The sequence below is a fragment of the Sphingobium scionense genome (genome assembly GCF_014197035.1).
In the GTDB taxonomy this organism is placed as follows: Bacteria; Pseudomonadota; Alphaproteobacteria; order Sphingomonadales; family Sphingomonadaceae; genus Sphingobium; species Sphingobium scionense.
This window is the reverse complement of the sequence record NZ_JACIEU010000002.1, coordinates 311,054-329,493: the sequence shown is the minus strand read 5'-3', so window position 1 is coordinate 329,493 and position 18,440 is coordinate 311,054. Positions and strand designations below refer to the sequence as shown.

At 64.7% G+C, this 18,440-nt stretch carries 15 protein-coding genes, 3 tRNA genes and 1 pseudogene; 8 read left to right on the top strand and 11 right to left on the bottom strand.

The genetic code is table 11. The annotated features are described in order from the left end of the window. Nucleotides 1-77: 77 nt before the first annotated feature. The gene (locus GGQ90_RS28950) at nucleotides 78-278 is read left to right on the top strand and encodes a hypothetical protein (protein ID WP_223178056.1); all 201 of its coding nucleotides are present in this window, start codon (nucleotides 78-80) and stop codon (nucleotides 276-278) included. Nucleotides 279-337: 59 nt separating this feature from the next. Here the strand turns inward: GGQ90_RS28950 and GGQ90_RS03495 are convergent. The 3 genes from GGQ90_RS03495 to GGQ90_RS03485 form a co-directional block, all read right to left on the bottom strand. Beyond that, nucleotides 338-413: transfer RNA gene (locus GGQ90_RS03495), tRNA-Ala, on the bottom strand. 136 nt (nucleotides 414-549) lie between these two features. After that, nucleotides 550-625: transfer RNA gene (locus GGQ90_RS03490), tRNA-Ala, on the bottom strand. An 88-nt stretch (nucleotides 626-713) separates the two neighbouring features. Further along, entirely contained in the window at nucleotides 714-1,052 is a 339-nt protein-coding gene (locus GGQ90_RS03485; protein WP_188080835.1) for a TIGR02300 family protein, read from the bottom strand. Between the two features lie 176 nt (nucleotides 1,053-1,228). On the opposite strand from GGQ90_RS03485, the gene aroA reads away from it, so the two are divergent. The 6 genes from aroA (at nucleotide 1,229) to GGQ90_RS03455 (ending at nucleotide 6,615) form a co-directional block, all read left to right on the top strand. Further along, entirely contained in the window at nucleotides 1,229-2,539 is a 1,311-nt protein-coding gene (aroA, locus tag GGQ90_RS03480; protein WP_188080879.1) for a 3-phosphoshikimate 1-carboxyvinyltransferase, read from the top strand. Next, nucleotides 2,536-3,165 carry a (d)CMP kinase gene (locus GGQ90_RS03475; protein WP_188080834.1) on the top strand — a complete coding sequence of 210 codons (630 nt, stop codon included), beginning with the start codon at nucleotides 2,536-2,538 and terminating at the stop codon, nucleotides 3,163-3,165. The genes aroA and GGQ90_RS03475 overlap by 4 nt, the downstream gene beginning before the upstream one ends. 175 nt (nucleotides 3,166-3,340) lie before the next feature. Beyond that, complete coding sequence (gene rpsA, locus GGQ90_RS03470; RefSeq protein WP_188080833.1) at nucleotides 3,341-5,053, top strand: 30S ribosomal protein S1; 1,713 nt, start codon at nucleotides 3,341-3,343, stop codon at nucleotides 5,051-5,053. A gap of 182 nt (nucleotides 5,054-5,235) precedes the next feature. Continuing rightward, the gene (locus tag GGQ90_RS03465; RefSeq protein WP_188080832.1) at nucleotides 5,236-5,526 is read left to right on the top strand and encodes an integration host factor subunit beta; all 291 of its coding nucleotides are present in this window, start codon (nucleotides 5,236-5,238) and stop codon (nucleotides 5,524-5,526) included. A gap of 48 nt (nucleotides 5,527-5,574) precedes the next feature. Then, nucleotides 5,575-5,660 (top strand) — tRNA-Leu (locus tag GGQ90_RS03460). Between the two features lie 109 nt (nucleotides 5,661-5,769). Beyond that, nucleotides 5,770-6,615, top strand: a complete 846-nt coding sequence (locus GGQ90_RS03455) for an FkbM family methyltransferase (protein ID WP_188080831.1) — start codon at nucleotides 5,770-5,772, stop codon at nucleotides 6,613-6,615. 129 nt (nucleotides 6,616-6,744) lie between these two features. On the opposite strand, the gene GGQ90_RS03450 is transcribed toward GGQ90_RS03455, so the two are convergent. Next, the gene (locus tag GGQ90_RS03450; protein WP_246428105.1) at nucleotides 6,745-7,038 is read right to left on the bottom strand and encodes a hypothetical protein; all 294 of its coding nucleotides are present in this window, start codon (nucleotides 7,036-7,038) and stop codon (nucleotides 6,745-6,747) included. 191 nt (nucleotides 7,039-7,229) lie between these two features. Here GGQ90_RS03450 and GGQ90_RS03445 point away from each other — a divergent pair, with 191 nt between their 5' ends. After that, a complete protein-coding gene (locus GGQ90_RS03445) occupies nucleotides 7,230-9,014 on the top strand; it encodes a cation:proton antiporter domain-containing protein (protein ID WP_188080829.1) in 1,785 nt (594 codons plus the stop codon). Nucleotides 9,015-9,272: 258 nt separating this feature from the next. Here GGQ90_RS03445 and GGQ90_RS03440 read toward each other — a convergent pair whose 3' ends face one another. From GGQ90_RS03440 to GGQ90_RS03410, 7 genes and pseudogenes are all read right to left on the bottom strand, one after another. After that, a complete protein-coding gene (locus tag GGQ90_RS03440) occupies nucleotides 9,273-10,214 on the bottom strand; it encodes a glutaminase (RefSeq protein WP_188080828.1) in 942 nt (313 codons plus the stop codon). 152 nt (nucleotides 10,215-10,366) lie between these two features. Continuing rightward, nucleotides 10,367-10,872: pseudogene (locus GGQ90_RS03435) on the bottom strand (DUF2306 domain-containing protein). 42 nt (nucleotides 10,873-10,914) lie between these two features. Further along, nucleotides 10,915-11,469: a nucleoside 2-deoxyribosyltransferase domain-containing protein gene (locus GGQ90_RS03430; protein WP_188080827.1), complete on the bottom strand. Its 555-nt coding sequence runs from the start codon at nucleotides 11,467-11,469 to the stop codon at nucleotides 10,915-10,917. Nucleotides 11,470-11,509: 40 nt separating this feature from the next. Then, a complete protein-coding gene (alaS, locus tag GGQ90_RS03425) occupies nucleotides 11,510-14,179 on the bottom strand; it encodes an alanine--tRNA ligase (RefSeq protein WP_188080826.1) in 2,670 nt (889 codons plus the stop codon). Nucleotides 14,180-14,383: 204 nt separating this feature from the next. Next, nucleotides 14,384-15,643, bottom strand: a complete 1,260-nt coding sequence (locus GGQ90_RS03420) for a M24 family metallopeptidase (RefSeq protein ID WP_188080825.1) — start codon at nucleotides 15,641-15,643, stop codon at nucleotides 14,384-14,386. Beyond that, nucleotides 15,630-16,256 carry a glutathione S-transferase family protein gene (locus tag GGQ90_RS03415; RefSeq protein WP_188080824.1) on the bottom strand — a complete coding sequence of 209 codons (627 nt, stop codon included), beginning with the start codon at nucleotides 16,254-16,256 and terminating at the stop codon, nucleotides 15,630-15,632. Before GGQ90_RS03415 ends, GGQ90_RS03420 begins: the two co-directional genes overlap by 14 nt. A 65-nt stretch (nucleotides 16,257-16,321) precedes the next feature. After that, entirely contained in the window at nucleotides 16,322-18,436 is a 2,115-nt protein-coding gene (locus tag GGQ90_RS03410) for a malate synthase G (protein ID WP_188080823.1), read from the bottom strand. Nucleotides 18,437-18,440: the final 4 nt, after the last annotated feature.

Sequence of the window (18,440 nt, the reverse complement as noted above, 5' to 3'; positions counted from 1 at the left end):
AATCCGGGAACTGCCGGACGGCAAGGATGAATGGATAGCTGACCACCAGCTTTTGGCAGGACGCATCGACTGCACTGATGAGGGCGGTGCAAACAGAGCAGGTGAATGATGATCCTGCCGCTGAGACGGATCATAGCGCGAAAAAGCCTAATCCGACCGACATGACCAACATTATTGGACAGATCACGACCAAGGCGATCCACAAACGCTCATTTGTTGCACAGGCCTTCGCGGCCCAAAGGCGCGAACAACGCCCAACCTGCTACGGGGACAAATGAGTAGGTCGCAATCGCTGCACAATGAAGGCGGTTCGCGCGCATAATGTTATTTGGAAAAATGGTGGAGCCTAGCGGGATCGAACCGCTGACCTCCTGCATGCCATGCAGGCGCTCTCCCAGCTGAGCTAAGGCCCCATCCTGATACGGCGCACGCCGCGTCCCGATGGATCAGACCATGTCCGGCAATGCCGTCGGCCGAATGTCCTCCCGCGCTTACGCTTGGGAATTTTTCGGGAAAATGTCCCCCGGACATTTTCGGATTCCGAAAAATTGGTGGAGCCTAGCGGGATCGAACCGCTGACCTCCTGCATGCCATGCAGGCGCTCTCCCAGCTGAGCTAAGGCCCCGTACCATCATGAGGCGCCGTTGGGTCCGGCGCCTCGGAGGTCGCTGCCTCTAGGATCAGGCGATCCCGTTGGCAAGCAGAATTTTCACTTAATTATCGTCGTCATTGTCATCGCCGCCGGCTTCGACGCCCAGGTCGTCATCGCCGCCCAGATCGACGTCATTGTCCGGCGAATCGCCATCGTCGTCGACGTCCAGATCGATGTCCAGATCATCGTCCGCCGTCTCCAGCTCGCCATCGGCGGTCTCGACGACCTTCTTGGGCGCAACCTCTTCATACGGCAGCGGCTGCTTCGACTTCAGCACCGGTTCGGGCTCCCAGGCGGCGCCGCAGTTGATGCAGGTCACCGGGTCATCCTTGCCCAGGTCGTAGAAGCGAGTCGCGCATTTCGGGCAGGTCCGCTTCGTGCCCCATTCAGCCTTCACCATGTCCGGCCTGTTCCTTCTTCGATGCTCAAACAGAAATCACGCGGCACGACGGAAGTCGCCCACGAAACGTCGGGCGCCTTGCCATAGCGAGACCGCGCTGTCAAAAGCCGGGCGCATTTTTTCGGTTCCAAGATGATGGATACCCCGTGACCAGCCATAATGACCAACCCAGCCCGATGACCTTCACCGCCGCCCCTGTCCTGTCCGGCGCCGTGGCGGTTCCGGGCGACAAAAGCATTTCCCACCGTTCGCTGATGCTGTCCGCCCTGGCCGTGGGCGAAAGCCGGGTCGAAGGCCTGCTGGAGGGCGAGGATGTACTGGCCACCGCGGCAGCCATGCGCGCGATGGGCGCGGACATCCAGCGCGACGATGACGGCATCTGGCATATTCACGGCGTCGGCGTCGGCAGCCTGCTCCAGCCGCTGCAAGCGCTCGACATGGGCAATAGCGGCACATCGACCCGCCTGCTGATGGGCCTGGTCGCCAGCCATGGCATCACCGCCACCTTCGTCGGCGACGCATCCTTGAGCAAGCGCCCGATGGCGCGCGTCACCGAACCGCTCTCCCGTGTCGGCGCCAGCTTCACGACCAGCCCCGGCGATCGCCTGCCGCTGACCATGACCGGCGCCTGCCCGGCCGTGCCGCTCGACTATACCCTGCCCGTCGCTTCGGCCCAGGTGAAGTCGGCGATTTTGCTCGCCGGTCTCAACACGCCCGGCATCACCCGCGTGGTCGAGCCGATCCCGACCCGCGACCATAGCGAACGCATGCTCAAGGGCTTCGGCGCCGACCTCGATGTCGAGGTGCAGGCCGACGGCACCCGCATCATCACGCTCAAGGGCGAGGCCGAACTCAAGCCGCAGAATATCGTCGTGCCCGGCGACCCCTCGTCGGCCGCCTTCCCGATGGTCGCCGCGCTGCTGGTGCCGGGATCGCAGGTAACGATCAGCAATGTCGGCCTCAACGCCACCCGCGCGGGCCTGATCGACCTGCTGCGCGAGATGGGCGGATCGATCGAGATCATCAACGCCCGCGAAGTCGGCGGCGAGCCGGTCGGCGACCTGGTCGTCACCGCCTCCGCCCTGAACGGCGTCGAGCCCGATCCCGCCCGCGCGCCCAGCATGATCGACGAATATCCCGTCGCCTTCATCGCGGCAGCCTTCGCACATGGCCGCAGCATCTTCCGCGGCCTCGACGAGCTGCGCGTCAAGGAATCGGACCGCATCGCCACCATGGCCACCGGCCTGCGCGCGATCGGCGTCACGGTCGAGGAACTGGAAGACGGCATCATCATCGAGGGCAGCGGCGGCCAGCCCCTGCCCGGCGGCGGCCCGATCGCCACCAAGCTGGATCATCGCATCGCCATGAGTTTCGCGGTCGCCGGCCTGGTCTCGCGCGATGGCGTCACCATCGACGACATGCGCCCGGTCGCGACCAGCTTCCCGACCTTCACCACCCTGCTCCAGACACTCGGAGCCATCGCATGATCATCGCCGTCGACGGTCCCGCCGCATCAGGCAAGGGCACGATCGCCAAGGCGCTGGGGCGCCATTATGGCCTGCCCGTGCTCGACACCGGCCTGCTCTATCGCGCCGTGGGCTTGTCCGTGCTGAAAAATGGCGGCGACCCCGATCATCAGGCCGACGCGCTGGCCGCCTGCGGTTTCGACGACGCCATCCTTGCCGATCCGGCGCTGCGCAGCGAAGCGGTCGGCAGCCTCGCCTCGCGCGTGTCGGTGCATCAGAGCGTGCGCGACGCGCTGGTCCAGCGCCAGCGCGACTTCGCCACCCAGCCGGGCGGCGCCATCCTCGACGGACGCGACATCGGCACCGTCATCGCACCGGACGCCGATGCCAAGATCTTCGTCACCGCCAGCGTCCATGTCCGCGCCGAACGCCGCTTCAAGGATGCCCAGGCCCATGGCGGCCAGCCCGACATGGACAGCCTGATCGCCGACATCCAGGCCCGCGATACCCGCGACATGAGCCGTGACCACGCCCCGCTCAAGATCGCCGATGGCGCCGACTTGCTAGATACCAGCAATTTGACTATAGACGCGGCCGTCCAGCGGGCGATCGCGCTTGTGGACGCCCAGCTTGAAGGTCGCCCGTAAGCGTGTGACCCGATAAGGCGCGCGGATGTTTCCGGGCGCCCTTTCGTTTTTCCAGCCCGGACGTTCCACCGCCCAACCCCTTGGATACGCGCCGGATATTCGGTCCTGCGCGTGGTTTGGCCAAAGACCATCGGACACAACCGATTGGCCAGCAATGATGAGTGAAGGACCAACCATGGCCTCTACGGCATTCCCCTCGCGCGACGATTTCGCCGCGCTTCTCAATGATTCTCTCGGTGGCGAAGACGGCGGCTTTGAAGGCCGCGTCGTAAAGGGCACCGTTACCGGCATCGAAAACGACATGGCGCTGATCGACGTCGGCCTGAAGTCGGAAGGCCGCGTGCCGCTGCGCGAATTCGCCGCTCCCGGCCAGAAGGCTGACCTCAAGGTCGGCGACGAAGTCGAAGTCTATGTCGACCGCGTCGAAAACGCCCATGGCGAAGCCATGCTGTCGCGCGACCGCGCTCGCCGCGAAGCCGCCTGGGACAAGCTGGAAGCCGAGTTCACCGAAAGCGCCCGCGTCGAAGGCGTCATCTTCGGCCGCGTCAAGGGTGGCTTCACCGTCGACCTCGACGGCGCCGTCGCCTTCCTGCCCGGTTCGCAGGTCGACATCCGCCCCGTCCGCGACGTCACCCCGCTCATGGACATCCCGCAGCCCTTCCAGATCCTCAAGATGGATCGCCGTCGTGGCAACATCGTCGTGTCGCGTCGCGCCATCCTGGAAGAAACCCGCGCCGAACAGCGCTCGGGCCTGATCCAGACCCTGGCCGAAGGCCAGATCATCGAAGGCGTCGTCAAGAACATCACCGACTATGGTGCGTTCGTTGACCTGGGCGGCATCGATGGCCTGCTGCACGTCACCGACCTGTCGTACAAGCGCATCAACCACCCGAACGAAATGATCAACATCGGCGACACCGTCCGTGTCCAGATCATCCGCATCAACCGCGAAACCCAGCGCATCAGCCTCGGCATGAAGCAGCTGGAAAGCGATCCGTGGGAAGGCGCAGCCGCCAAGTACCCGGTCGGTGCGAAGCTGTCGGGCCGCGTCACGAACATCACCGAATATGGTGCGTTCGTTGAACTGGAGCCGGGCATCGAAGGCCTGGTCCATGTTTCGGAAATGTCCTGGACCAAGAAGAACGTCCACCCCGGCAAGATCGTTTCGACGAGCCAGGAAGTGGAAGTCATCGTTCTGGAAGTCGATCCCGAGAAGCGCCGCATCTCGCTCGGCCTCAAGCAGGCCCAGAACAACCCCTGGGACAGCTTCGCAGAGCGTCACCCGATCGGCTCGACCGTCGAGGGCGAAGTCAAGAACGCGACCGAATTCGGCCTGTTCATCGGCCTGGACGGCGACGTCGACGGCATGGTCCACATGTCGGACATCGCTTGGGGCATCTCGGGCGAAGACGCGCTGGCGCTGCACCGCAAGGGCGAGACGGTTCAGGCCGTCGTTCTCGACATCGACGTCGAGAAGGAGCGCATCAGCCTCGGCATGAAGCAGCTTGAGCGTGGCGGCCCGGCCGCTGGCGGCACCACCGCCGCTGCTGCTGGCCTCAACAAGAACGCGATCGTCACCGTGACCGTTCTGGAAGTTCGCGACGGCGGCCTGGAAGTCCAGGCTGGCGAAGATGGCGCCACCGGCTTCATCAAGCGCAGCGACCTGGGCCGCGACCGCGACGAACAGCGTTCGGAACGCTTCCAGCTGGGTCAGAAGTTCGACGCCATGGTAACCGGTTTCGACCGCGCCAAGAAGCCGACCTTCTCGGTCAAGGCGATGCAGATCGCCGAAGAAAAGCAGGCTGTTGCACAATATGGCTCGTCGGACAGCGGCGCATCGCTGGGCGACATCCTGGGCGAAGCGCTCAAGGCCAAGAACGAAGGCTAATCCCTTCCTTCCTGCCAACAGGCAAAGAAAAGCCCGCCGGAACCCAGGTTCCGGCGGGCTTTTTCCTGTCCATGCGACATTTCCTTGCCGCTTCGAAACGATTTGATTGCTCCCCGATTGTCAACGGCTTGCCAATTGTTTATAAATGTCCGGAGGGGAATATTTGGGGTGCTGGAGGACTTATGATCCGTTCTGAACTGATCCAGAAACTCGGCGAAGAAAATCCGGGCCTCAGCCTGCAGGAGGTGGAGAAGATCGTCGACCTCTTCTTCCGGGAAATTGTCGACCGTCTGTCGGGCGGAGGCCGGGTCGAACTGCGCGGTTTCGGCGCGTTCACCACCCGCGCACGCGATGCCCGCACCGGCCGCAATCCGCGTACCGGCGAACAGGTGCCGGTCTCGGCCAAGCGTGTTCCCTATTTCAAGCCGGGCAAGGAAATGCGCGAGCGGCTGAACGGCAAGCTCGCCGACTGACCGCCCCTCTTGACCTGCCGCGCCCAAGCCTTCAGGGGAAGGCGCAGCGCGGACGTGGCGAAATCGGTAGACGCAGCGGACTTAAAATCCGCCTCCCCCGGGGAATATGGGTTCAAGTCCCATCGTCCGCACCATCATCAGACCTGATCTTCGGTAGGCAAAGGCAAGAGCTTGGCAGGACTATGGAAGCGGTGCCTACGCGCTATGCGGCGCAGGAGGCACAGACATGATGATGCCCGGCAGTTGGTCGATATTCTCTATCGCAAGCTGCTGCTGCGCGCGCCTGATCCGACAGGGCATGCCCATTTCGCCGCAGCTCTGTCGGATGATCGGGCATCGGTTTCGGATGTGCTCGACGCGATCCTGCACTCACCGGAATTTTACGCGCGGCGAGCCGATATTGCGCGGCAATATTATCCGCAGGAAAAGAACGGATTTTTCGCCGACATGTCCCAGTTCGGCGAGGTATCGCTGCTGATCCGCGCGATGATGGACACAGCCTGCTCCAATAAGATCCTGGTTGATGTCGGCGTAATGGGCCGGACAGGATCGAACAGCTATGACTTGCTGCGCTGGTTTGGCTGGCGCGGCCTGTTAGTTGAAGCCAATAGCAAGCTGATCGACAATATCCGCGAGGAATTTGGCGCACTGGACTATCGAATCGTCAATGTCGCCGTGTCCGACAGGGCCGGTAGCGCGACATTGCATATCGGATCGTCCGATGGCGTATCATCGCTCAATGAAAATCACAGCCGGATGTTCGGTCCGACAAGGGGGAGCCTCGCGGTCGACATGGAAACATTGCCGACCATATTGGAAAGGGAGAATATCCCGCTCTACTTCGACCTCCTGTCGATCGACATCGAAGGTGAAGACATCAAGGTACTCAACCATCTGATTGGCAGTTCCCCTTATCGCCCCAATTGGATCATCTTCGAAGCGGGCGAAGTCGGCGCCTATCGCCCCGGCCTGCTGCCCCTGATCGCGCAGTTCGATGATGAATATGAAATGGTCGTCAGGACACAGGCTAATCTGATCTTTCGCAATCGATCACTGCCAACGCCCGTGCGCGAAACGGCAAGCAGCTAGTCTAGCCAGACCCCGGTTTTCCGAAGCATCGCGCAAGATTGAGAATCGGTTTTGCGCGTTGCGTTCTCCCATCCACCGGCAATATCCGCTCTAATCCCATCGCCTGCAGCAGCCTGCCCTGGCCAATGATCAGAAATCGGCGTCGATCAACGCCAAACGGTCGAGCGCGAGCATTTCCCGGCGGGTCGGATGTTCGGGATCGTCAGCACCCAGCCACAACCTTACCAGTTGCGCCTCCTCCATCCGGGAAAGCTCGGATGCGATCTCGACATCGGCGGCAGAGCCTATGGCCCGCCCGCACGCCCTGGCCTTGACCAGCGCCGCCAGGGCCGCGTTCTTCCCGGCGAGAGCCTGCTCGACCCGTGCCCAGATCAGGATATCCCCGGCGCTGATCGGCGCATCTTGCAGCGGCGCAGCCATCATTCCCATCACCATTCGTCCATAGCAAATCCGACCGCCCTTTTAGCACCCCCGATTTTTCACCCGGATGTCCGGAAAATTACAGGCCGGTAACGCAAATGCCATGCGCCCCGCGACACAAGCTCCAGCGCGCCTCATGGGATTTCTTTTGGCGAAAGGGTGGCAATTCCCCGCTTCCCCCGCAATGATGCGTCATGACCGACGCAATCAATCCGCAGAGCTTCAGTGACTCCCTCGTCATCCTGGGAGCTGCTGGGTTGGTCATTCCCGGCTTTGCCCGCTTCCGCATCAGCCCCGTCATCGGTTTCATTCTGGTGGGACTTGCTGTCGGCCCGGCAGGACTTGGCTCGCTGGTCGGCGAATATCCCTGGCTCTATCATGTCACCATCTCCAACCGGGCGGCGATTGAGCCATTTGCAGAATTGGGCGTCATATTATTGCTCTTTTCCATAGGGCTGGAACTGAGCTTCCGGCGTTTGTGGAGCATGCGCGCGCAGGTATTCGGCGTCGGTGCCACCGAACTGCTGGGCAGTGCGGCCCTTATTGCCATGGGCCTCTATCTGCTTGGCCAGCCGACGGCCGGCGCGATCGGCCTCGGCCTGGCCCTCGCTTTATCCTCCACCGCCGTAGTGCTGCCCATGGTCGGCACCCAGAGCGCGGTCGGCCGGTCGGCCTTCTCGATGCTGCTGTTCGAGGATCTGGCGCTGGTACCGATCATCTTCATGCTCGGTGCCCTCGCCCCTTCGGTCGCCACCAGCCCGGACGCCGCCTGGAACGAACTCGCCACCACCCTTTTGAAGGGCGGGCTCACCATCGCCGTGATGCTGGTCTTCGGCCGCTTCATCCTGCCCCATATCTTCCGCCAGGCCGCGCGCACCAAGAGCCCAGAAGTCTTCCTCGCCGCCAGCCTGCTGGTGGTGATCGTCTCCAGCCTCGCTACCTCGATCGCCGGCCTCTCGCCGATCGTCGGTGCTCTGCTTGCAGGCATCCTGATCGCCGAAACCGACTATCATGGCGAGGTCGAAGTGATGACCGCCCCGTTCAAGGGGCTGGCGCTCGGCGTCTTCCTCATCACCGTGGGCATGAGCCTGGACCTGCGCGTGATCCTCGCCAACTGGCCCAGCCTGTTGCTCGCCGTGCTCGGCGTCGTGCTCGCCAAGACGCTGGTCACCGGCCTGCTTCTCTATTTCTCGGGCGTGCGCAAGGGCGTCGCGCTGGAAGTCGGCGTGCTGATGTCCAGCCCCTCGGAAACCACATTGATCGTGCTGTCGGCGGCGGCCGCCGCCAAGCTGATCCTCCCCTCCACTGCCGCCTTCTGGCAAATCGTCACCGCCATCGGCCTCACCATCACGCCGCTGCTTGCCCGCTTCGGCCATGACATCGCCCAACGGCTGGAAAACGCGATAGGCGAGGAACGTATCGAAGCCGATCCTGACCAGATCGAGGCGGCCGCCGTCGTCATCGGCTTTGGCCGCGTCGGGCAGATGGTCTGCGACCTGCTCAAGACCCATGGCCAGCGCTTCATCGTCGTCGAATCCGACCCAGACGTCGTCGCCGAAGCCCGGCGCCTGGGCTATCCCATCCTCTTCGGCGACGTCGCACGCGCCGAAATGCTCGACCGCCTCCGCCTCGGCCATGCCCGCGCCCTCATCCTGACGATGGACGATCCGGTCCTGTCGGTGCGCGTCACCAAGCGGGTGCGTGGCTGGGTGCCCGACCTGCCGATCATCGCCCGCGCCCGCGATGCCGACCATGCCACTCAACTCTACAAGGCGGGGGCCAGCGACGCCGTGCCCGAAACGCTCGAAAGCTCGCTGCAACTGGCCGAAACCGCACTGGTCGACCTGGGCGTCGCCATGGGCCCGGTGATCGCCTCGATCCACCAGGCACGCGAGGATCTGCGCGTCGGCATCAAGGAAGCCGCCCAGCTCCAGTCCGCCCCCCGCCTGCGTCGCCTGCGCCAGGACGAGGTGCCCTGAAGGCACCAGCCTTTCCTATTGCGCTCATCTCTGTTCTATCCTCCGCGATGAAACGCGCGCACAACATCGCCCATATCGACCGCAACTGTCGCTTCGCTGTCGCCTGGCTGTCGCTTCACTGTCGCGTCGAAGGCGCGTGGCTGTGACCCGATTGTTACGTCGCTGTCGCGTGGGTAACGCGTGGCAGGCGCGTTTCCGGTGCAAATGGCCCAAATCCATCCTGACGACACTGTGAACTTCGACTGTCGCGTCGCCGCGTCAGCCCTGATGCACCTCGGGCGGGCTGAACACCGACCAGCCGGTCCGCCGCGCCAGCATCTCCAGCGCCTTTGTGCCCAGCGCGCTGTTGCCGCTGGCGTTGAGGCCGGGCGACCAGACCGCGATCGCCGCGCGGCCCGGCACGATCGCCAATATGCCGCCGCCCACGCCCGACTTGCCGGGAATGCCGACGCGGAAGGCGAAATCGCCCGACGCATCATAATGGCCGCAGGTCAGCATCAGCGCATTGATGCGCCGCGCCCGGCTGGGCGATACGACCCGTCCGCCCTCGGGATGGCGCCCGTCGAGCATCAGGTAACGTCCCGCCAGCGCCAGTTGCCGGCAACTCATCTCGATCGCGCATTGATGGAAATAGCTGCCCAGCACCAGATCGACCGGATGGCGGACATTGTTGAAGGCGCGCATATAATTGGCGAGCGCCATGTTGCGATAGCCGGTCGCCGTTTCCGACGCGGCGACCTCCTCATTGATGCGGATCGCGTCGTCGCCAGCCAGGTAGCGGACGAAGCGCAGCATTTCGCCGATCGCCACGCGCGGCTGATGCCCGCCCAGATTGACGTCGGCCACCACGATCGCCCCGGCATTGATGAAGGGATTGCGTGGGATGCCATGTTCCTGCTCCAACTGGACGATGGAGTTGAACGCATTGCCCGACGGCTCACGCCCGACCCGGTCCCACAGCTGGTCGCCGACCTTGCCCAGCGCCAGCGTCAGCGCGAACACCTTGGAAATGGACTGGATCGAAAAGCCGCTATCGGCGTCGCCGCCGGTCAGCAGGCGCCCGTCGGCGGTGGCAATCGCAATCCCGAACTGGCCGGCATCCACCTTCGCCAGTTCGGGGATATAGCTGGCGACGGTGCCCCGCTCCGTCTCCCTGGCCATGGCGGCCACGATATCGTCGATCAAAGCTGTCAGATCCATGGCAGCCTCTTAGTGCCTGTTTCAAAAATCGCGAAAGGGCGATTTTTCGGTACGGTACCAGCCCGCGCCCCGCCCAACCACCCGATCCAGTGTCATCCTGTCGGGTGGTTGGGCGGGGGCGCGGGCTGGTACCGGCTTTCTCAAACGGCGTTTCAGCCAAACAGCCAGTGGCCCAGCATCCGATCGAAGGGCAAGGTGAAGAAACCGGCGATCAGCAGCGCGCCCGTCACCATGCCGCGCACCGAGCGACGATGGCGCTTGAGGTCATGGCGCCGCGCAGACAGCAGGATGATCGGCACCTGGATCAGGGTGAAGATCGACAGGAGATGGATGATGCTGAACCGGCTGCCGGGTCCGTGCAGCAGGAAACTGTCGACCGCGGTCAGGAACAGCGCGCCGCTCCACACCCAGCCCATCCAGCGATGCCGCCCGTCGCCGCGCCGTCGCAACAGCATCACCGGCGTAAGCGCCAGCGCGAGCAGGATCGTCAGCAGATGGAACCAGACCAGCCCCGGCACCTGCGCCACTGCCCATGCCCCCGCCCGATCGCGGTCAGCACCACGGCGAGCAGGATGATCGACGCCACCGCCAGGAAGCGCTCATAGCGATCCGGCGCGAGACTCCGTGGCTGCGACGATGTGCTTGCAATGCTGGCCATATATCCCCCTGCACCGCACCCTGTCAGGCGCGCAGGGACGGGTCAATCGGCTGCGGACAGCGCCTTGTTGGCTGCTGCGATGCGCCGGCGAACCACGGCGGTCAGTTCTTCGATCGTCGACACCTGTTCCACGCCATAGCGGGCAGCGGTGATGTCGACATTGCCCTTGCGCCAGAAACCTTCGGGGCACAGCACCACCAGCTTCCCGCCGCGCGCATGCAGGCCCATTTCCAGCAGGCTGACCGGGCTCTGCGTGCCGGGCGCCAGATAGAGGATGATGATGTCGGCGCTGTCCAGCGCGGCCAGTTCCCATTCCACCTGCTGGCGGAAATGGGGGTCGTTCGCCTCGGGCTTCCAGGCCGGGTTCCAGTCGGCCCGGCGTGGGTTCAGGATCGCCACTCTCTCATCAGCCAGCGCCGCGATCATGTCGCGCTGCCAGTCGGTCGCCTTGCCCATATCGATGCTGCCGCCCAGGAACAGGCGTGCGCGATCATGCGCGACCGGCAACGGCTCGGGCGAGGTAATGATCACCGCCTCGCCCGCCCGCGCTGTCATCGGCAGGGCGAGCAGACAGGATGCAAGGATCAGGCGCAGCATAGGGACGGAAGGCGCACCGGCGGCGCGCCTTCCCATCTTGTCAGGCCGGAACGCTGGCGAGTGCGGCCTTGACCGCGTCGATCGCGGCCTGCGCCTTGTCGCCATCCGGGCCGCCGCCCTGGGCCATGTCGGCACGGCCGCCGCCGCCCTTGCCGCCCAGCGCCTCGACGCCCGCACGGACCAGATCGACCGCGCTGAAGCTGCCGGTCAGGTCGTCGGTCACGCCCACCGCAATGGTCGCGCGGCCATCGACCACGGCCAGCACCGCCGACACGCCGCTGCCGAGCGTCTTCTTGTTGCCATCGACAATGCCGCGCAGTTCCTTGGGGTCGAGGCCGTCGATCACCTGGCCCAGGAAGTCGACGCTGCCGACCTTCTCGGGACCGGCCGGCTTGGCCGAACCGCCACCGCCCGCCCCTGCTCCTGAAAGGGCCAGCGCCTTCTTGGCCTCGGCCAGTTCCCGCTCCAGCTTGCGGCTCTGCTCGACCAGCGCGGCGATGCGCGCGGGCACCTCTTCCGGCGTGGTCTTGAGCGCCGCCGCGGTCTGGCGCAGCTTCTCGTCGCGCTCGACCAGCCACAGGCGCGCCGCCTCGCCGGTCAGCGCCTCGATCCGGCGCACGCCCGAGGACACGGCGCTTTCCGACACGATCTTGAACAAGGCGATGTCGCCCAGCGCGCGAACATGGGTGCCGCCGCACAGTTCGACCGAATAGCTGTGGTCGTCGCCCTTACCCATGGAAAGGACGCGGACTTCATCGCCATATTTCTCGCCGAACAGCGCCATCGCGCCGGCGGCGATCGCGTCGTCCGGGGTCATCAGCCGGGTCATGACCTCGTCATTATGACGGATCTGCGCGTTCACATCGGCCTCGACCTTGGCGATCTGGGCCTGGGTCAGCGCCTCGGGATGCGAGAAGTCGAAGCGCAGGCGGTCGGCCGCGACCATGCTGCCCTTCTGGGTGACATGGCCGCCCAGTTCCTTGCGCAGCGCGGCATGGAGCAGGTGGGTGGCGCTGTGGTTGGCGCGAATGCGATCGCGACGCTCGACATCCACCGTCAGGTTGACGGTGTCGCCGACCTTGACGCTGCCCGCGCTGATCGTCGCCTGATGCGCATGCAGGCGGCCAAGCGGCTTGGACGTGTCGGCAACCTCCGCCACCAGGCCGCCCAGCGTGGTGATCGTGCCGGCGTCGCCATTCTGGCCGCCGCTCTCGCCATAGAAGGGCGTCTGGTTGGTGATGATCGTCACCTTGTCGTCGGCCGACGCTGCATCAACCCGCGCGCCATCCTTGAGGAGGGCCAGCACTTCGCCCTCGCCCTTGGTCGAGGCATAGCCGATGAACTCGGTGCTGCCGAGCGTTTCGGCGATATCGTACCAGATCTCGTCCGACGCCTTTTCGCCCGATCCCTTCCAGGCGGCGCGTGCCGCGGCCTTCTGTTCGGCCATGGCGGCGTCGAAGCCGGCCCGGTCGACAGACAGGCCCTGGGTGCGCAGCGCATCCTCGGTCAGGTCATAGGGGAAGCCATAGGTGTCGTAGAGCTTGAACGCGGTCTCGCCCGGCAGGGTCGCCCCCTCGGCCAGATCGGCGGTCGCCTCGTCCAGCAGCTTGAGGCCGTTTTCCAGCGTCTTGCGGAACCGGGTTTCCTCGCGCAGCAAGGTTTCCTCGATCAGCGGCTGGGCGCGGACCAGTTCGGGGAAGGCGCCGCCCATTTCCGACACCAGGCTCGACACCAGGCGATACATCAGCGGATCCTTGGCACCGATGATGTGCGCATGCCGCATGGCGCGGCGCATGATCCGGCGCAGCACATAGCCACGGCCTTCGTTCGCCGGCAGCACGCCGTCGGCGATCAGGAAGCTGGTCGAACGCAGATGGTCGGCGATGACGCGGTGGCTGGCCTGGAACTCGCCGTCGGTCGCGGTGCGGGTCAGCGCCCCGCTCTCGGCGATCAGCGCCTTGAACGTGTCGATATCATAATTGTTATGGACGCCCTGCATCACTGCGGCGATGCGCTCCAGCCCCATGCCGGTGTCGATCGAGGGCTTGGGCAGTTCCGAAACGATCTCGTTGGCTTCCTGCTCATATTGCATGAAGACGAGGTTCCAGATCTCGACGAAGCGGTCGCCATCCTCTTCCGGCGATCCGGGCGGGCCGCCCCAGATATGGTCGCCATGGTCGTAGAAGATTTCCGAGCAGGGACCGCACGGGCCGCTGTCGCCCATCGCCCAGAAATTATCCTTGGTCGGGATGCGGATGATCTTGTGATCGGGCAGGCCGGCGATCTTCTTCCACAGGTCGAACGCCTCGTCGTCCGTGTGATAGACGGTCGTGGTCAGCTTTTCCGCGGGCAGGCCCCATTCCTTGGTCAGGAGGGTCCAGGCATGATGGATCGCCTGTTCCTTGAAATAGTCGCCGAAGCTGAAATTGCCCAGCATTTCAAAGAAGGTATGGTGGCGCGCGGTATAACCGACATTGTCCAGATCGTTGTGCTTGCCGCCGGCGCGGACCGACTTCTGGCTCGACGTCGCGGTCTTGTAGGGGCGCGTTTCCAGACCGGTGAAGACATTCTTGAACGGCACCATGCCGGCGTTCACGAACATCAGCGTCGGGTCGTTGTGCGGCACCAGCGGCGCGGACGGAACGATGGTGTGGCCATTGGCCCCGAAATAATCGAGGAAGCTGCGGCGAATGTCGTTGGTCGAGGTCATGCGCGCGATTTAGTGGGAAGCGGCCCGCCGCACAAGCGGGGGATTTGGTCTATTCCTCCCCGGCACGGGGAGGTGGCAGGCCGAAGGCCTGACGGAGGGGCACCGGCGGGCAGTCGGAGACTTTCAATCACGCAAAGCGCTCATGGCGACTGCCCCTCCACCACGCCCTTTCGGGCACCGCCCCCTCCCCGGTCCGGGGAGGAATTACCCCATCGGCGCCTCGATCGACACAGGCGGCTTGGAGAACCATTGCGGCCCCTGCGCGGTCATGTGGAAGCAATCCTCCATGCGCACGCCCATCGCGCCGGGCAAATACAGCCCCGGTTCGTTGGAGAAGCACATGCCGATGTCCAGCTTGGTCGTCTCGCCATGGACGAGGTTGACCGGCTCATGCCCTTCCATGCCGATGCCGTGGCCGGTGCGGTGGGACAGGCCGGGCAGCTTGTAGCCGGGGCCGTAGCCCAGTTTCTCATAATAAGCGCGGACCGCATCATCGACCGTGCCGGCCGCCACGCCCAGCTTCGCCGCCCGGATCGCGACCTGCTGGCCCTGTGCCACCGCGTCCCACACCTTGCGCTGCTGCGCCGTAGGCGCGGCGCCATAGACGAAGGTGCGGCTGATGTCGGACTGATAATCCTCGACCGTGCAGCCGCAATCCATCAACACCACCTCGCCCGCCCGCACCGACTGCGGCTTGCCCGAGCCATGCGGATAGGCGGCCGCTTCGCCCAGCAGGATCAGGTTGAACTCGCCCTTGCCGCCGAGCGCGCTGGTCGCCGCGCTCATCAGCGCGCCGATATCGGCCGGGGTCATGCCCGCCTTCACCTGCGGATGGGTCCAGCGATAGGCGGCCATGGTGACGTCCGCCGCCTTCTGCATCAGCGCGATCTCGGCTGCCGTCTTGCGCATGCGAATGGCCCGCGTCACCGGGTCTTTCACCAGGGTCGCGGCGGGCAGCGCGGCCTTCAGCCCATCGACCGCGAAATAGCGGACCGTCTCCTCAATGCCGATGCGGCCCTTGTCCAGCCCTCGCGCCTTCAGATAATCGGCGATCGGCGCATAGGGGCTTTCATGCTCCTGCCAGACGCGGACCTCGGCGGGGATGGCGAGCGATTCGTCGATCGAAGGCTTTTCGAAAAAGGGACAGACGACCAGAGGCCTGCCGCTGGCCGGAATGACCAGCGCGGTCAGCCGCTCGGAACGCCACCAGCGAATGCCGCTATAATAGATGAGGCTGGCGCCCGGCTCGACCAGCAGCGCGTCGATACCCTGTGCCTGCATCAGCTTCTGCGCCCGCGCCAGCCGGTCGGCGCGCTCGGCCCTGCCGATCGGGGTGACGTCGCGCGTGATCGACTGAAGCGCCTCGACTGCCTTTTCCTGCGCGAACAGGCGCGGACTGACCAGCGAGGTAGCGACCCCGGCAGCGGCATAGCGAAGCAAGGTGCGGCGATCAGGCGTAAGCATAATGTCCCCCGGTGCGCAGCGCGGCCTGATAGGCGGGCCGCGCCTGTATTCTCTCCAGCCACCCGATCAGATGCGGACGCGATTCGTCAAGCCCGCCGCGCGCCCGCGACGCCTCGATCGGAAAGCTCATCATCATGTCGGCGGCGGAAAAGTCCGGCCCGGCGAAATAAGGGCGGCTTGCCAGTTCGCTTTCCAGCCAGTCGAGATGATCGTCCAGCATCCCCTGCACCGTCGGTCGCGCCGGCCGGCCGAGCAGGCCCAGCTTGCCGACCACCAGCAGGGCCAGCAGCGGCGGCATCATCGATCCTTCGGCATAATGGAGAAACTGGCGCCAGCGGATCGCGCCCTCCGCCTCGGTCGGCGCGCCGAAGCGGCCACCGGCCCGCGCGACCAGATATTCCATGATCGCCCCGGTCTCGATCAGCCGGTGGCCATCCACCTCCACCACCGGCGACCGGCCAAGCGGATGGACGGCGCGCAGGGCGGCCGGCGCCCGCATCGTCTTGCGATCCCGCTCATAGCGGCGCACTTCATAAGCCTCGCCCAGTTCCTCCAGCAGCCACAGGATTCGCTGCGAACGGCTGTTATTCAAATGATGGACGATGATGGTCATGGCGCCTCTCCCATGCTGCGACCCGATCAGGGCTAACGCAGCATGGGAAAGAGTGACAGCGAAGTTTACGCTATCTCGAGGGTTTCCTCCGCCTTGGCGCGGGCGCGATAGGCGTGCAGCAACGGCTCGGTATAGCCATTGGGCTGCGCGACACCCTCGAACACCAGGGCGCGTGCCGCCTGGAAGGCCAGGCTCTCGCCCTCGCGCCCGCTCATCGGCTGATAGAGCGGATCGCCTTCATTCTGCGCATCGACCTTGGCCGCCATGCGGACCAGCGCGGTATCGACCTGTTCCGCGGTGCAGACGCCGTGCAGCAGCCAGTTTGCCATATGCTGCGAAGAAATGCGCAAGGTCGCGCGATCCTCCATCAGGCCGACATCATGGATATCGGGCACCTTGGAACAGCCAACACCCTGGTCGATCCAGCGGACGACATAGCCCAATATGCCCTGCGCATTATTGTCCAGTTCCTGCGCGATCTCTTCTTCGGAGAAGTTGCGGCCGACCGCGACGGGGATGGTCAGCAGCCGGTCGAGCGAAGCGATGCCCTCGTCCTTGCGCTCTTCCTGACGGGCGAAGACGTCGATACGGTGATAATGGGTCGCGTGCAGCGTCGCCGCCGTCGGGGACGGAACCCAGGCGGTGTTGGCGCCACTCTTGGGATGGCCGATCTTCTGCTCCAGCATGTCGGCCATGCGATCAGGCGCCGCCCACATGCCCTTGCCGATCTGCGCCCGGCCCGACAGGCCACAGGCTAGGCCGATCTGGACGTTGCGATCCTCATAGGCCGTGATCCAGTCACTCGCCTTCATCTCGCCCTTGCGGATCATCGGCCCGGCCTGCATCGACGTGTGCATCTCGTCCCCGGTGCGGTCGAGGAAGCCGGTATTGATGAAGACGATCCGGTCGCGGACGGCATGGATGCAGGCCGCCAGATTGGCCGATGTGCGCCGCTCCTCGTCCATCACGCCGACCTTGATCGTGTGGCGCGCCATGCCCAGCATATCCTCGATCGCGTCGAACAGGCGGTTGGTGAAGGCCGCTTCCTGCGGCCCGTGCATCTTGGGCTTGACGATATAGACGCTGCCCGCGCGGCTGTTGCCATCCGCCTTTGCCAGATCATGCAGCGCGATCAGACTGGTGACGATGCCGTCGATAATCCCCTCGGGCGCATCCTGCCCATCGGGCAGCGCGATCGCCGGCGTGGTCATCAGATGGCCGACATTGCGGACGAACAACAGGCTGCGGCCCGGCAGCGTGAAGCCGCTGCCATCGGGCGCGCTATAGGCGCGATCGGGATTGAGCGCGCGAGTCATCAGCTGCCCGCCCTTCTCGAACGTCTCGGTCAGGTCGCCCTGCATCAGCCCCAGCCAGTTGGCATAGGCGGTGACCTTGTCCGCCGCATCGACCGCCGCGACCGAATCCTCCAGGTCGCAAATAGTGGTCAGCGCGGATTCCAGGACGACATCGGATATGCCGGCCGGGTCGGTCGCGCCGATCGGGTGGGCCGGGTCGAAGACGACCTCGATATGCAGGCCATTATGGCGGAACAACTTGCCCTTCGCGCTGGTGCCGACGAACTGCGCCGGATTGGCCAGCATGATTTCCTCGCCCGCCAGATCCGTCCAGCTTCCGCTCGCCAGCGGAACGGCATCGTCCAGAAACGCCTTGGCCCAGGCGATGACCTGCGCCCCGCGCGCCGCATCATAGCCCTTGCCCGAAGCCGCGCCCGCTATGGCATCCGTGCCATAGAGCGCGTCATACAGGCTGCCCCAGCGCGCATTGGCGGCGTTGAGCAGGAAACGGGCATTGAGGATCGGGACGACCAGTTGCGGCCCGGCCATGCGGGCGACTTCGGCATCGACATTCCTGCTGCCAATCTCGAACGGCGCGGGTTCCTCGACCAGATAGCCGATCTCGCGCAGGAAGGCCTGATAGGCGGCGGCGTTATGCGCCTGTCCTCGACGCACCTGATGCCAGGCATCGATCTGCGTCTGCAGGTCATCGCGCGTGCGCAGCAGCGCCGCATTATCGGGGGTGAAGCGCGCCAATATGTCGGCGGTGCCCGCCCAGAAGGCGTCGGCGTCAATGCCCGTGCCCGGCAGCGCGCGCTGCTCGATGAAGTCGGCCAGCGTTTCGGCAACCTTCAGGCCGGCACGTTCTGTCATGCGGTCGGTCATGCAA